This is a genomic window from Geodermatophilus bullaregiensis, assembly GCF_016907675.1.
GTDB classification, from domain to species: Bacteria; Actinomycetota; Actinomycetes; order Mycobacteriales; family Geodermatophilaceae; genus Geodermatophilus; species Geodermatophilus bullaregiensis.
The window spans coordinates 1,593,523-1,607,437 of sequence record NZ_JAFBCJ010000001.1 but is presented as its reverse complement, the minus strand read 5'-3'; the positions used below and the strand labels follow the sequence as shown (position 1 = coordinate 1,607,437).

The following is a 13,915-nucleotide window of genomic DNA, read 5'->3' as shown; positions in this document are numbered from 1 at the left end:
CTAGCTGAGGTCCTGGCCGAGCGCCTCGTCCAGGCCGACGGTGGCCATGCCGGCCCAGGTCTCGTCGACGTGGTGGGCCAGCACCATGAGGTCGCGCACCTGGCCCTCGCGGTCGCGGACGTGGTCGCGCAGCAGCGCCTCCCCGGTGAAGCCCAGGTCGGTGAACAGCGCCAGCGCCGCGCCCTGCTCGGCGACGACCTCGACGACGAGCTTGGACAGGCCGTCGCCGACGGCCGACACGAGGGCGTGCCGGGCCAGCAGGCGGCCCAGGCCCGATCCGCGGTGGGCGGGGGAGACGACCAGCCGCACCTCGCCGACGTGCGCCGACCAGCCCGGCAGCGGGCGGACGGCGACGTAGCCGGCCACCTCCTGTCCCTCGCCGTCCGCGTCGAGGACGACCCAGCGCCGGCCGCCGGCGCCGCCGGAGGTCCACGACCGGACGACGTCGGGGTCGGTGACCTCCTCCTCGATGAAGGTCAGGTCGCCCTCGGGCAACCCGCCGAAGAAGCGCACCAGCGCGTCGCAGTGCACCGCCTCGAGCTCGACGACGTCCACGCTCACCCCTCCTGTCCGGCCGCGGGGCCGGGTGCGGTCTCGTCGCTGCGCTTGCGGATGAAGCCGATGATCTCCGGCACCGTCGTCTTCGCCGCCGTCCGGCCCACCACCAGGCCCATGTGGCCGGCGGGCAGCCGCAGCTCGTGCTTGTCCTCCGAGCCGACCAGGTCGATCAGCGGCGCGGTCGCCTCCGGCGGCACGATGTGGTCACGGTCGGCGCGCACGGTGAGGAAGGGCAGCCGGATGTCGCTGAGGTGCACCGGGTCGCCGCCCACGGTCAGCCGGTCGGTGACCATCCCGTTGTCGCGCACGAGCATCTGCACCGTCTCGCGCGCCGCGGCGCCGGGGAACGGGATGTGGTCGTCGGACCAGCCGGTCATCGCCTGGTACGCCGACACGTACTCGTCGTTCCAGAGCTTCTCCCACAGCGTCACGTAGCGGGTGACCTCGGCGGTGGGGGTCAGGGTCTTGAAGCCCTGCACCACCACCCGCGGCGGCACGTTGCCGTCCTCGTCGAGGACGTCGTCGACCTCGAGGCCGCCGCGGAAGACGTCGGCCATCGGGCCCATCTTCGTGAAGTCGACCGGGGTCGCCAGCACGGTGAGGCTGCGGACCGGCGCGTCGGGGTGGTGGGCGGCGTAGAGCAGCGACAGGTCGCCGCCGAAGCAGTAGCCGAAGAGGTTGACCTCGTCGGCGCCGGAGATCTCGCGGACCCGCTCCACGGCCGCGGGGATGTAGTCGTCGACGTAGTCCTCGAGCCGGTTCTGCGCGTCGCGGGCGTCGGGCTCGCCCCAGTCGACCATGTACACGTCGAAACCGGCGTCGACCAGCTGCTCGATGAAGCTGTTGCCCGGGTTCAGGTCGAGGATGTAGCTGCGGCTGACCAGGCTGAACACGATGAGCAGCGGCGGGGAGTACCGCACCTTCTCACTGCGGTAGTGCCACAGCTGGGTGCGGCCGCGCTGCCAGACGACGTCCTTGGGCGTGAGCCCCACGCCGGGCCGGTCGACGCCGGCGACGAGCTTGATGCCGTTACGCGCCCGGAGGGCGTTGCGCTCGACGTCGCGCCGGACGCGGTCGAGGACTGCTTGCGGGCTGGGCACCGTCGGCATCGGGTTCCTCCGGGGTGGTCGCGTCGGCGGCCCGGGGACGGCGCCGCTCGTTCTCCAGCTGGACGGTCAGCCGCCGGACCTCGCGGTCCAGGGCGCCGATCTGCGCGCGCAGGCGGGCCAGGTCCGAGCCCGCCGGCAGGTTGACGAGGTGCCAGGCGCGGGCGGACACCCCCCGGGCGCTGTCACGGGCGAGGTTCTGCGCCCGCCGCAGCAGGGCGACACCCGTGGCGAAGCCCGGCGTCCGGACCAGGCTGTCCGCGTGCGGTGTGACGCGCCGCTCGGCGGCGTCGAACGCCTGCCGCCACAGCGGCGGCCCCTGTGGTGTCCCCGGTGTCGTCCCGGACGTCATCGTCGGACCTCCTCCGTGTGTCGTGGGCCGGCTGTCTGCGCGGGCTCCTACCCGCCCGGGCGGTGATACACCCCACACCGCGGTTACGGTCCGGGGACCGACAACGGCACGGGGACGACGGAGGGACTGCAGCGTGGCGGACAGGACTGTCCTGGACATGTTCCGGCTGGACGGCCGGGTGGCGATCGTGACGGGAGCGTCCTCGGGGCTGGGCGTCGTGTTCGCCCGGGCGCTGGCCCAGGCCGGGGCGGACGTCGCCCTCGGGGCCCGGCGCGAGGACCGGATGGCGGCCACCCGGGAGGCGGTCGAGGCGGCCGGACGGCGGGCGATCACGGTGCGCACGGACGTCGCGGTGGTGGAGGACTGTCAGGCGCTGGTGGACGCGACCATGGCCGAGTTCGGGCGGGTCGACGTGCTGGTCAACAACGCCGGCATCGGCACCGCCGCCCCGGCGACCCGGGAGAGGCCCGAGGAGTTCCGACAGGTCATCGACGTCAACCTCAACGGCTGCTACTGGATGGCCCAGGCCTGCGGGCGGGTGATGCAGCCGGGCAGCTCGATCGTCAACATCTCCAGCGTCCTGGGGCTCACCACCGCCGGACTGCCGCAGGCGGCCTACGCGGCGAGCAAGGCCGGGCTGATCGGGCTGACCCGCGACCTCGCCCAGCAGTGGACCGGCCGCAAGGGCATCCGGGTCAACGCGCTGGCCCCGGGGTTCTTCGCCTCGGAGATGACCGACCAGTACCCCGAGGGCTACCTCGACCAGCAGATGAGCCGGGTGCTCGTCGGCCGCGCCGGCGACCCGATGGAGCTGGCCGCCGCGCTGGTGTTCCTCGTCAGCGAGGCCGGCGGCTACGTCACCGGGACGACGATCCCGGTCGAGGGCGGCATGCTCACCAGCTGAGCGCCGGTCCGGGGCTCCGCGCGTGCGGGGCCCCGGCCGGCTCAGCGGCCGTCGGCCCGTGCGACGAGCGCGGTGATCCGCTCGGCCAGCTGCGGCAGGACGGCGCGCGGCAGGTCGTGGCCCATCCCCTCGACGACGAGCAGCTCGGCGCCGGGCACCGCCGCCGCCGTCGCCCGGCCACCGCTGACGTCGACCAGGGGGTCCTGCGCGCCGTGCACGACCAGCGTCGGGACCTCGACGCGGGCCAGGTCGGCGGTGCGGTCGGGGGTGGTGAGGACGGCGGCGAGCTGGCGGGAGACCCCGGCCGGGTCGTGCGCGCGGTCGAAGGCGAGCCCGGCCCGCTCGCGCACGCCCGCCTCGTCGAACTCGAACCCGGGGGAGCCGACGACCCGGAAGGCGTCGACGGCGCGCTGGACGGCCGACTCGCGGTCCGTGGCCGGCGGCGCGAGCAGGACGCCCATCGCGCTCGGTGCCGGGGCGCCGACCGCCGGGTCGCCGGTCGTCGACATGATCGAGGTGAGGCTGCGGACCCGCTGCGGGTGCCGGATGGCCAGCAGCTGGGCGATCATCCCGCCCATGGAGGCGCCGACCACGTGCGCACCGTCCAGGCCCAGGGCGTCGAGCAGGCCGGCGGCGTCGTCGGCCATGTCGGCCAGGCCGTAGGCGGCGCTCGAGCGGTCACCGCCCATGACGGCGAGCACGTCGGGGACGCCGGCCGAGTGCAGGTGCGTGGACAGGCCGATGTCGCGGTTGTCGAACCGGATGACGTACAGGCCGCGGTCGGCCAGCATCCGGCAGAGCTCCTCGGGCCAGCCGATCATCTGGGTGGCCAGGCCCATGACCAGCAGGAGCGGCGGGTCCTCCGCTGAGCCGAAGGTCTCGTAGGCGATCTCGACGTCCCCGACGCGGGCGGTCCGCACCCCGGTGTGCTCCATGCCGCGGACGTTAGCCGGGTCCCCGGGCGGCGGACCCGGACGCCCCGGTCCCCACGCCGCGTGCGGGCCGGGACCGGGGCGGAGGAGCCCTCAGCGCCGGCCGGCGCCGACCAGGTCGGTGCGGTCCTCGTGCGCGTCGGGCCGCTCGAGAGCGGCACCCTCGACGTCGAGGACGGGCAGCCAGCGCAGCCAGCGGGGCAGCCACCACGCCTTGTCGCCGAGCAGCGCCAGCGCCGCCGGGACCAGCACCATCCGGACGACGAAGGCGTCGAAGAGGATGCCGGCGGCCAGCGCGAAGGCGATCGACTTGATGGTCGCCTCACCGGCGGGCACGAACCCGGCGAACACGCTGAACATGATCAGCGCGGCCGCGACGACGACCGGGGCGGCCTGGCGGAACCCGGTGCGGATCGCCTCCGGCGGCGCCGCGCCGTGCGCGTGGGCCTCGTGCATCCGCGACACCAGGAAGATCTGGTAGTCCATCGCCAGGCCGAACAGGATGCCGATCACCAGGATCGGCGTGAGGCTGATCAGCGGCCCGGTGGCGTCGAGGTTGACCACGTCGGCCAGCCAGCCCCACTGGAACACCGCGACCGTGGCGCCGAGCGAGGCGCCGATGGTGAGCACGAAGCCCAGGACGCCGACCAGCGGCACCAGCAGCGAGCGGAAGACCAGGACCAGCAGCACCAGCGCCAGCCCCACGACGAGGGCCAGGTAGACCGGCAGCGCCTCGTCCAGGCTGCGCGCGACGTCGACGCTGACCGCGGTCTGGCCGGTGACCGAGGCCTGCACCCCGTCGGTGCCGGCGAGCAGGTCGCGCAGGTCGGTGACGAGCTGCTCGGTGGCCGGGTCCGTGGGGCCGGACTGCGGGACGACCGTCAGCAGGGCCGCGGTGCCGTCGGGGTTCGGCACCGGCGGGGTGACGAGGGCGACGTCGTCCAGGCCGGCGACCGCGCCGCTGACCCCCGCTGCCGCCTGGGCCGCGCCGTCGCCCTCGAACAGGACGGTGATCGGGCCGTTGACGCCCTCGCCGAAGCCGTCGGCGAGCAGCTCTTGGGCGCGGGCCTGGGTGCTGTCGGTGGGCGGGGTCTGCACCAGCGTCGTCTGCATGGAGGAGAAGGGGACGGCGATCGCGCCCAGCGCCACCACCGCGAGGAGCAGCGTCACGACCCGGTGGCGGGTGACCGTGTCGACCCAGCCGGCCAGGAAGCCCGGCCGGGCGGCCTCGTGCGCACCGTGCCGCCCTCCGTGGTGGGCCCCGGCGGGCCGCTGCCTGCGGGGCAGTGCCCGGACGCCGAGGAAGCCGAGCACGGCCGGCACCAGGGTGAGGGCGATGAGCACGGCGACGACGATCGTCGCGGCCGCGGCCACGCCCATCTGGGTCAGGAACGGGATGCCGACGACCGACAGGCCGACGAGCGCGATGACCACGGTGAGGCCGGCGGTGACCACGGCCGACCCGGCGGTGCCCGTGGCGACGGCGACGGCGGTGCCGACGTCGGCGCCCCGGCGCAGCTCCTGGCGGAACCGGGTGACGAGGAACAGCGCGTAGTCGATGCCGACGGCGAGGCCGAGCATCGCGGCCAGCGTCGGGGTGGTCGAGGACAGGTCGGTGAAGCCGGTGGCGACGGTGATGCCGAGGACGCCGATGCCCACGCCGACCAGCGCGGTCAGCAGGTTCAGGCCGGCCATCGCCAGCGTGCCGTAGGTGACGGCGAGGACCACCAGGGCGACGACGACGCCGATCGCCTCGGCCGGGCCCCCGACGTGCGGCGGTTCCTGCACGGCCTCGCCGCCGACCTCGACGGTCAGGCCGGTGTCGCGGGCGTCGTCGACCGCGGCCAGCAGCGCGTCCTGCTGCTCGGGCGTCACCTCGCCCGGTGCGGCGTCGTAGGTGACGGTGCTGTAGCCGGTGGTCCGGTCGGCGTTGACCGCGGGCGCGGCCGGGTCCAGCGGGTCGGTCGCCGTCGCGACGCCCGGCAGCTGCGTGAGCTCGCCGACCACCCCGGTGACCGCGGCAGCGTTCTCCGGCGTGGTCAGCGTCTGCCCGTCCGGGGCGACCAGGACCACCCGGGCGGAGGCGCCGCCGCCGACACCGAACTCCTCGCCGATCCGCTCCAGGGCGGTCGTCGACTCCTGCCCGGGGATGGAGAACGAGTTCGTGGTCTCGCCGGCCAGGGTGACCGCGCCGGCGCCGCCGCCGACGAGGACGACCAGCCAGACGAGGACGACGGACAGCCGGTGCCGGTGCGAGAAGGCGCCGAGCCGGGACAACAACACAGCCATGCTGATCAGGCCTCCGCCTGGTGGGGGTCGGACAGGGCGGCGCTGGGCCTGCGGTGGCCCAGCGCGTCGGTGCAGGTGTCGACGATGTGCGGCCGCCACGCGGTGGTCCGGTCCTCGGCGTGGGCGGCCAGGGTCAGGACGGCGAGCCCGGCCAGTGCCCCGACGACGCGGACCAGCCGCTGCGGCTCGGTCGACTCCCGGTCGACGGCGAAGGCCTGCAGCACCAGCTCGGTCGTCGCCGTCCCCGGGTCGGCGTCCTCGCTGCCGAGCTGGGTGGCGGGCGCGAGCATGAGGGCGACTAGGCCGGGGTGGGCGAGGGCGACGTCGACCAGGATCTCGACGGCCCGGCGGTCGCGGTCCGCGCCGGGCGGCAGGTCGCGGACGTGGTCGAGGACCTGCTTGCCGATGGTGTCGGCCTGCGCGAGGACGGCCTCGTGCAGCGCGTCCTTGCTGGGGAAGTGGTGCAGCAGCCCGGCCTTGGACAGGCCGACGGCGGCCGCGACGTCCTGCACGGAGGTCTTGGCGAAGCCGCGACGGGCGAAGAGGGCGGCGGCGCGGTCGAGGATGCCCTCGTCCACCTGCTGCCGGAACGGTCGTGCCACGGCGACCACGGTACGGGCGGCCGACCGGATCGGTCGGGCAGCCGACCGATCCGGTCGGTGGTGTCGCCCACAGCGACGGGAGGGTCGGCCGGCTCGCGCCGGTCGCCGGTGCGGCAGGGTGCTGATCGCTACGCTGCGCCGCTACGTGCGGGTCGACGGGGAGCGGGTGGCGTCGTGGCGGCGGAGGCGTCGGGGACCGAGGCCGGGGAGTTCGCTGCCGGGCTGCGGTCGCTGCTGGACTGGCTGCACGTCCCGACCGAGGGCGCGCGCAACGAGGTCGTCGCCCTCGTGCAGGAGGCGCTCGGCTCGGCCGGCCGGGAGCAGTCGGTGGTCGCCCGCGAGCTCCCACCCCTCGAGCACGTCAACCTGCAGACCGCCCTCGACGCGTGGGCCGCGGCGGACGGGCGCCGGGTGGAGGTCCGCGGCGTCGTGCTGCCGCCCCACTTCGTCGGGATCGACCTCCAGCAGCTGATGACCGGTGAGGCGCTGCCCCCCGTACGGCTGAGCGCTCCCTCCGTGGTCGACCTGCCGAACGGTCCCGGGTCCACGCTGGCCTGCCTGCGGCTGGCGCTGCTCCTGGTCACCGACGACGCCGGGAGCTACGTGCTGCTCGTGCAGGGCGCGAGCGAGCACCGGCCGACCCTCAGCGTGGAGGTGGCCGGTCTGCCGGTGCAGCAGGCGCAGGGCGTCCTGGCCGAGCTCGACCGCCTGCGCCGCGAGCTGAACGTCTACCGCGGCCGTCTCGTCGAGGTCGCCCTCACGCCACTGGGCCAGGTCGAGCTGGTCTTCCTCGACCCGCCGGACCTGGGCCGCGACGACGTCGTCCTCCCCGCCGCGGTGCTCGACCGCATCGAGCGGCACGCCCTGGGGGTGGCCGAGCACCGCGCGGGGCTCCGGGCCGCCGGCCAGCACCTCAAGCGCGGGCTGCTGCTCTACGGGCCGCCCGGCACCGGCAAGACGCACACCACGCGCTACCTGCTCGGCCGGATGGGCGAGTACACCCGGCTGCTGATCACCGGGCGTTCGCTCGGCGCCGTCGGCTCGGTCACCGAGCTGGCCCGCGACCTGCAGCCGGCCGTGGTGGTCCTGGAGGACGTCGACCTGGTCGCCATGGACCGGTCCTTCGGCCCCGGCGGCAGTCCCGTGCTGTTCGACCTGCTCGACGCCATGGACGGCGCCGCCCCGGACGCGGACCTGCTGTTCGTCCTCACCACCAACCGCGCCGACCTGCTGGAGCCGGCGCTGGCCGACCGGCCGGGCCGCATCGACGTCGCCGTCGACGTCGCCCTCCCCGACGCCGCGGCCCGCCGGGAGCTGCTGGAGCTCTACGGGAGGGACGTGCCGCTGCGGCTCTCGGAGGACGACGTGACGGCGGCCGTCGACCGCACCGAGGGCGTGACCGCCTCGTTCCTCAAGGAGCTGCTGCGGCGGGCCGTCCTGGAGGCCCTGCACGAGCAGGACCCGGTCGGCGCGGTCACGGCCGAGCACCTCACCCGTGCCCTCGACGACCTGCTGGACAGCACCCAGCAGGTCACCCGGGCCCTGCTCGGTGTGGGCGGCGACGCCGGTCCCGACGACGTCGGAGCGCGGCCCGGCCTGGCTCCGGCGGACCTGCCGACGGCCTCATTCCACCCCCGCCACCCGCGGCGGCACTGACGGAGGTGACGTCGCCGTCGAGCCTGGCGCCTCCACCGGCTACCAGGAGACGCCGGGCTCGTAGGTCCCGAAGCTCCACTCCTGACCGCCGGGGTCCAGGACCCGGGCGCGCCGGGTGTGGAAGGGGGTGTTCTCCGGCGCGATCACCGGCTGGGCGCCGGCGGCGACGGCCCGGTCGAACACCCCGTCGACGTCCTCGACACGCAGGTAGAGGCCGCGTCCGGTGGACCGCCCGATCAGCGGCGGCACCGGGTGGTCGGCGTCGTCACTGCTCACCATCACGGCGACGTCCCCCCAGCGGACCTCGGCGTGCGTCACCTGCCCGTCGGGCCCCTGCTGACGCCGCACCTCCGAGAAGCCGAGCGCGGCCAGCCAGTCGAGGGCGGCCGGGGCGTCGCGGTAGCTGAGGTAGGCGAACAACTGCGGAGTCACCCGGCCGAACCTAGGGGCTCCCGGCCGCTCCCGGAGGGGACGGTGTCCGGCCGCACCCCCACGGCAGTCGCCGGCTCCGCGGGGGACTGTCTCGAGCAGCAGGCGTCGGCGCCCGCCGGGGTGAGCGCGGCGAGGGTCGCCAGCAGCTTGACCGGGCCGGCGAGTGCCTCGCAGCACAGGGAGTAGACGTTGCTGCGGCCCTTGGGGGTGATGGTGACCAGGCCCTGTTCGCGGAGCGGGGTCAGGTGGTGGCTGACCAGGGTCTGGCTCATCCCGCTGAGGTCGGTGAGCTCGCGGACCGAGCGCGGGCCCTCGGCCAGCAGCAGCAGCAGGTGCAGCCGGTTGGGGTCGGAGAGGGCCTTGAGCTGGGGCGCGAGCAGGCGGGCCCGATCGGCAGCCGAGGTGAACTCCTCCGGGTCGAGGAGGCGGACGTCGAGCTCCTGGCGCATGGCCCGAGTATGACACGTCGCGGTTGTCGTCAACAGCGTCCGCTGTTATCGTGACTCGCCATAGACGACCGTCGAAGTGTCGAGGAGGGGACCGGGGATGGACGTGGCGGACGTCGAGCTGCCGGTCGTGGTGATCGGAGCCGGCCCGGTGGGGCTGGCGGCGGCCGCGCACCTGCTCGAGCGCGGGCTGGATCCCCTCGTGCTGGAGGCCGGCGACCGGGTCGGCGCTGCCGTCCGGGACTGGGGCCACGTGCGTCTGTTCTCGCCGTGGGAGTACGACGTCGACGCCGCAGCGCTGCGTCTGCTGGAGGCGCAGGGCTGGGAGTCGCCCGCTGCTGACGAGCTGCCCACCGGTGCCGAGCTGGTGGAGTCCTACCTGGTTCCGCTGGCGGCCACGCCCGAGCTGGCCGGGCGCGTCCGGACCGGCACCCGGGTGCTCGCGGTCGGCCGGCAGGGCGTCGACAAGACCCGCACCGTCGGCCGCCAGGGCCGGCCCTACGTCGTGCGCACGGTGCGCGACGGCGAGGTCGCCGACGTCGTCGCCCGCGCCGTCCTCGACGCGTCCGGGACGTGGGGGAGGTCCAACCCCCTCGGTGCTGCGGGCCTGCCGGCGATCGGCGAGGACCGGGTCGGCCCGTGGCTGGCCGGCCCGCTCCCCGACGTCCTGGGCGCCGACCGGAAGCGCTTCGCGGGACGGCACAGCCTCGTGGTCGGCATGGGTCACTCGGCGGCCACCACGCTGCTGGCGCTGGTGCGGCTGCGGGAGGGGGAGCCGGGCACCGAGATCACCTGGGCCATCCGCGGCCGCTCGCCCGCCCGCCTCTACGGCGGGGGAGACGCCGACGGACTGCCCGCCCGTGGCCTGCTGGGTTCGTCGCTGGAGGCCGCGGTCGCCGGGGGCGCGGTGACGCTCGTCCGCGAGTTCACGCTGACGTCGCTGACCCCGCCACTCGACGGGAGCGGCCGGGTGACCGTCGCCGGCGCCGGCCGTGACGGCGCCGCGGTCTGCCTCCGGGTCGACACCGTGGTGCGGTCCACGGGCTTCCGGCCCGACCTCGAGATGCTGCGCGAGGTCCGCCTGGACCTCGACCCCGGCGTCGAGGCGCCCGCGGCGCTGGCGCCGCTGATCGACCCGAACTCCCACTCCTGCGGCACCGTCCCGCCGCACGGCGAGGCGCTGCTGGCACACCCCGACGAGGGCTTCTACGTCGTGGGCACGAAGTCCTACGGCCGGGCGCCGACGTTCCTGCTCGCCACCGGCTACGAGCAGGTCCGCTCCATCGCGGCCGCACTGGCCGGCGACACCGAGGCCGCCACCCGTGTCCAGCTCGCCCTGCCCGGGACCGGGGTGTGCTCCACCGACCTCGGCGACCGCGAGGCGGCCGAAGCGGCCAGCTGCGGCACCGGGGGAGTGGGCTTCGCGACCGGCACGGAGCACGGCTACTCGGCCGAGGAGTCGCCCCCGGCAGCCGGCTGCTGCGGCGCCGCACCGGTCGCGGTGACGCTGTCCTCGGCGTCGCATGGCGGCTGAGCGACGAGCCGGTGGTCCGACCGCCGCGGCGGGCGCCGGGAGCCCCGGGCGCTCGCCGCGGCGGGCCCTGGTCGGTCTGTGCACCACCCAGATCACCAGTTGGGGCGTCCTCTACTACGCCTTCCCCGTCGCCCTGGCGGCGATCACCGCCGACACCGGCTGGTCGGCCACCACGGCCACCGCGGCGTTCTCCGCCGGCCTGGTCGTCTCGGCGCTGGCCGGGATCCCGGTCGGGCGCTGGCTGGACGTCTTCGGGCCGCGGCGGGTCATGACGGCGGGCTCGGTGCTGGCGGTGCCGGCCACCGTGGCGATCGCGCTGGCACCGAACTACGCCACCTTCCTGGCCGCCTGGCTGGTCGCCGGCGCCGCCATGTCCGCGGTGTTCTACCAGGCGGCCTTCGCGGCGCTGACCCGCTGGTACGGCGACCGGCGGGTCCGGGCGCTCACCACCCTGACCCTCGTCGCCGGCCTGGCCAGCACGGTGTTCGCGCCGCTGACCCACGCGCTGGTCGAGGCGCTCGGCTGGCGCGGCGCCTACCTGGTGCTCGCCGGGGTGCTGGCGGTGGTGACGATCCCGGTGCACGCGACCACGCTGACGGCACCCTGGACGCGGGAGGACCACCGGGGACGCACACCCGGCCGTTCCGGCTCGGGCGTGCCCGCCGAGGTGCGCAGCGGCCAGTTCCTGGCCCTGTCGGCTGCGCTGACGCTGACCGCCTTCGGGCTCTACGCCGCGAGCCTGACGGTGATCCCCCTGCTCACCGGGCGGGGGTTCTCCGCGTCCCTGGCGGCCACCACCTTCGGCCTGCTGGGCGCCGGACAGCTCCTCGGTCGCCTCGTCTACGGCCCGCTCAGCGCCCGCACCACCCCGACCGGGCGGACCGTCGGCCTGATCGGCGCCGGTGCCCTGACCATCGGGCTGCTCGCGATCCTCAGCAGCCCGCCGGCCGCGCTCGTCGCCGCCGCCGTCGCCCTCGGTGCGGTCCGGGGGGCGTGCACCCTGCTGCAGGCGACCGCGGTCGCCGACCGCTGGGGAACGGCCCGCTACGGCACCCTGTCGGGGTTCTTCGCCGCCCCCGTCACCGCAGCGACCGCGCTGGCGCCCTGGGCGGGCACGGCGCTGGCCGAGGCGCTCGGCAGCCACGCGGCGGCCTTCGGGCTGCTGGCGGCCGGCGTCGTGGCGGCTGCCGTGCTGGCGTGGCGCGGGGGACGACCGGCCGCGGTCTAGCTCGGTCGCGGGGAGCTCCCCCGAGGTCGACGACGAGGCTCCGCACGTGCGCGGCGACGTCGTCGCGCACCCGCACCCGCGCGCGTCCGCCGGGTGCCCGCGACCGGAGCCCGATGCTCCTCCAGGACCGCGGGGCGCCCGCTCACCGGGGGGTGGCCGGGTCGACCTGCAGCTCGGCGAGCAGGCCGCGGATGCGGGCCCCGATCTCGTCGCGGATGGGCCGCACGGACGCGACGCCCTTGCCGGCCGGGTCCTCGAGGACCCAGTCGAGGTACCGCTTGCCGGGGAAGACCGGGCAGGCGTCGCCGCAGCCCATGGTGATCACGACGTCGGAGGCCTCGACCGCCTCGGTGGTGAGGACCTTGGGGCGCTGGTCGGTGATGTCGATGCCGACCTCGGCCATCGCCGCCACGGCGGAGGGGTTGATCCGGTCGCCGGGCGCGGAACCGGCCGAGCGGACCTCGACGGCGTCCCCGGCGAGGTGCCGCAGCCAGCCGGCGGCCATCTGGGAGCGGCCGGCGTTGTGGACGCAGACGAACAGGACGCTGGGCCTGCCGGACACGGTGGGATCTCCTCCGGGTCTAGGGGTGGACGCGGTCGACGCGCGATGGCAGCGGGGTGGAGTCCGGCGAGCAGGGGTGTGCACGCGGGCACCGGTGTCCGCGTGCACGGCGCGGACCTCGCCCACGGACGGACCGGTCGGGTCACAGTCGGGGTGGGGGCTCGCCGGGGTGGACCGGGCAGGCGTCGCCGCGACCCGGGGATCGTGCGCCCCGACAGCAGGCCGGCGGCCATCACGACGGGCGGTCGCGCCGACGGTGTCGCTCATGCGCCCGCGCGGACCGGGGAGGTGAAGAGGTCGGCCACGGCCGACAGTGCCTCGGGGCGCACGGCGTAGTACACCTACACGCCGCGCTTCTCGCGGGCCAGGACGCCGGCGGAGTGCAGCACCTTGAGATGGTGGCTGATCGTCGCCTGGGTCAGCTCGAAGGCCTCGTTGAGGTCGCAGACGCACGCCTCGCCGCCCTCGGCCGACGCGATGAGGCTGACCAGGCGCAGCCGCACCGGGTCGGCCAGCGCCTTCAGCAGGGGAGCGACGGCTTCGGCCTGCCCGGTGCTCATCGCAGTGCCGGTCAGGGGGGCGCAGCCGATGGAGCTGGGGCCGGTCATCGGCTCGTTCTCGTCCCGGGACATCGAGGGTCATGCTAACGACGAGCGTCTATGCGATGGGTGTCGATGTCGGACGCCGGCCGAACACCGGGTCCGGCGAGGACACGGGTCGCCGGAGACGGGTCGTCAGCTCCGCGACCCACCGCGGCGTGCCTGGCCATCGCCTCCGGCGCCGGCGTCGAGGTCGGCGTCGAGGTCGTCCAGCAGGTGTTCGGCCATGCCCCGGCGGCGATGACCGTGGAACCGGTAGAGGGGCGCCACAACGGATTAGTCGAGGTCCACCTTGACCGGTCCAGTCAGGCATCCCGCAGTACGGCCGCATGCGGTGGTCAGCTCAAGGCTGCTCCACGCGGGCCGATAGGCAATTGCTGGCGGCTCGCCTGGACAGCTGTGACTCGACGGAAGGGGCTCGGTGCGCCGAACGTTTCGGCAGTTCGACAGGCGCGTCAAGGTCGGTGCCGCCGCAACTGGCGTCGTTCTCATGGCCGGCCTGGCCGGTTGGGGCGGCTCGTTGATCGCCGTCAGTGGCGCCGGCACTGCTTCCGCTGCGGCGTCGGGCAGTCCCGCGGATACTCGCCCGACCACGAGCAGCCCATCGACGTCCGCGCCGACAGCGGGTGCCGCGCCAAGCAGTGCCACAACGACACAGCCGACGGCTTCACCACCGCCCGCATCCTCTCCACCGGCAAGTGAGTCTTCGTCGCCT

The 13,915-nt window shown here is 75.1% G+C and carries 15 protein-coding genes; 5 read left to right on the top strand and 10 right to left on the bottom strand.

The window, feature by feature from the left end:
• The 3 genes from JOD57_RS07445 to JOD57_RS07435 are packed head-to-tail and all read right to left on the bottom strand — an operon-like array spanning position 1 to position 2,016.
• Positions 1–555 carry a GNAT family N-acetyltransferase gene (locus JOD57_RS07445; RefSeq protein WP_204691295.1) on the bottom strand — a complete coding sequence of 185 codons (555 nt, stop codon included), beginning with the start codon at positions 553–555 and terminating at the stop codon, positions 1–3.
• 2 nt (positions 556–557) lie between these two features.
• A complete protein-coding gene (locus JOD57_RS07440) occupies positions 558–1,667 on the bottom strand; it encodes a PHA/PHB synthase family protein (protein WP_204691294.1) in 1,110 nt (369 codons plus the stop codon).
• On the bottom strand, positions 1,588–2,016 hold the full coding sequence (locus JOD57_RS07435; protein ID WP_204691293.1) for a hypothetical protein: 429 nt from the start codon (positions 2,014–2,016) through the stop codon (positions 1,588–1,590). Before JOD57_RS07435 ends, JOD57_RS07440 begins: the two co-directional genes overlap by 80 nt.
• A gap of 133 nt (positions 2,017–2,149) precedes the next feature.
• Between JOD57_RS07435 and JOD57_RS07430 the strand changes: the two genes are divergently transcribed.
• The gene (locus JOD57_RS07430) at positions 2,150–2,920 is read left to right on the top strand and encodes an SDR family NAD(P)-dependent oxidoreductase (protein ID WP_204691292.1); all 771 of its coding nucleotides are present in this window, start codon (positions 2,150–2,152) and stop codon (positions 2,918–2,920) included.
• Positions 2,921–2,961: 41 nt separating this feature from the next.
• Here the strand turns inward: JOD57_RS07430 and JOD57_RS07425 are convergent, their stop codons facing one another.
• From JOD57_RS07425 to JOD57_RS07415, 3 genes are all read right to left on the bottom strand, one after another.
• The gene (locus JOD57_RS07425) at positions 2,962–3,855 is read right to left on the bottom strand and encodes an alpha/beta fold hydrolase (RefSeq protein WP_204691291.1); all 894 of its coding nucleotides are present in this window, start codon (positions 3,853–3,855) and stop codon (positions 2,962–2,964) included.
• A 90-nt stretch (positions 3,856–3,945) separates the two neighbouring features.
• Positions 3,946–6,141 (bottom strand): MMPL family transporter, encoded by a 2,196-nt coding sequence (locus JOD57_RS07420; RefSeq protein WP_204691290.1) that lies wholly within the window; start codon positions 6,139–6,141, stop codon positions 3,946–3,948.
• Between the two features lie 5 nt (positions 6,142–6,146).
• A complete protein-coding gene (locus JOD57_RS07415; protein WP_204691289.1) occupies positions 6,147–6,743 on the bottom strand; it encodes a TetR/AcrR family transcriptional regulator in 597 nt (198 codons plus the stop codon).
• Between the two features lie 174 nt (positions 6,744–6,917).
• On the opposite strand from JOD57_RS07415, the gene JOD57_RS07410 reads away from it, so the two are divergent.
• Positions 6,918–8,399, top strand: coding sequence for an AAA family ATPase (locus JOD57_RS07410; protein ID WP_204691288.1), 1,482 nt, complete (start codon positions 6,918–6,920; stop codon positions 8,397–8,399).
• A 39-nt stretch (positions 8,400–8,438) separates the two neighbouring features.
• On the opposite strand, the gene JOD57_RS07405 is transcribed toward JOD57_RS07410, so the two are convergent.
• Together JOD57_RS07405 and JOD57_RS07400 are read right to left on the bottom strand one after the other, a co-directional pair.
• Positions 8,439–8,831, bottom strand: a complete 393-nt coding sequence (locus JOD57_RS07405; protein WP_204691287.1) for a VOC family protein — start codon at positions 8,829–8,831, stop codon at positions 8,439–8,441.
• Positions 8,828–9,280, bottom strand: coding sequence for an ArsR/SmtB family transcription factor (locus JOD57_RS07400; RefSeq protein WP_204691286.1), 453 nt, complete (start codon positions 9,278–9,280; stop codon positions 8,828–8,830). The genes JOD57_RS07405 and JOD57_RS07400 overlap by 4 nt, the downstream gene beginning before the upstream one ends.
• A gap of 97 nt (positions 9,281–9,377) precedes the next feature.
• Between JOD57_RS07400 and JOD57_RS07395 the strand changes: the two genes are divergently transcribed.
• Positions 9,378–10,811 carry an FAD-dependent oxidoreductase gene (locus JOD57_RS07395; protein WP_204691285.1) on the top strand — a complete coding sequence of 478 codons (1,434 nt, stop codon included), beginning with the start codon at positions 9,378–9,380 and terminating at the stop codon, positions 10,809–10,811.
• A complete protein-coding gene (locus tag JOD57_RS07390; protein WP_204691284.1) occupies positions 10,801–12,039 on the top strand; it encodes an MFS transporter in 1,239 nt (412 codons plus the stop codon). Before JOD57_RS07395 ends, JOD57_RS07390 begins: the two co-directional genes overlap by 11 nt.
• Positions 12,040–12,181: 142 nt before the next feature.
• On the opposite strand, the gene JOD57_RS07385 is transcribed toward JOD57_RS07390, so the two are convergent.
• Positions 12,182–12,601, bottom strand: coding sequence for an arsenate reductase ArsC (locus JOD57_RS07385; protein ID WP_204691283.1), 420 nt, complete (start codon positions 12,599–12,601; stop codon positions 12,182–12,184).
• Between the two features lie 341 nt (positions 12,602–12,942).
• Positions 12,943–13,233: an ArsR/SmtB family transcription factor gene (locus tag JOD57_RS07380; RefSeq protein WP_239568237.1), complete on the bottom strand. Its 291-nt coding sequence runs from the start codon at positions 13,231–13,233 to the stop codon at positions 12,943–12,945.
• A 474-nt stretch (positions 13,234–13,707) separates the two neighbouring features.
• Here JOD57_RS07380 and JOD57_RS07375 point away from each other — a divergent pair, with 474 nt between their 5' ends.
• Positions 13,708–13,902, top strand: a complete 195-nt coding sequence (locus tag JOD57_RS07375) for a hypothetical protein (protein WP_204691282.1) — start codon at positions 13,708–13,710, stop codon at positions 13,900–13,902.
• Positions 13,903–13,915: the final 13 nt, after the last annotated feature.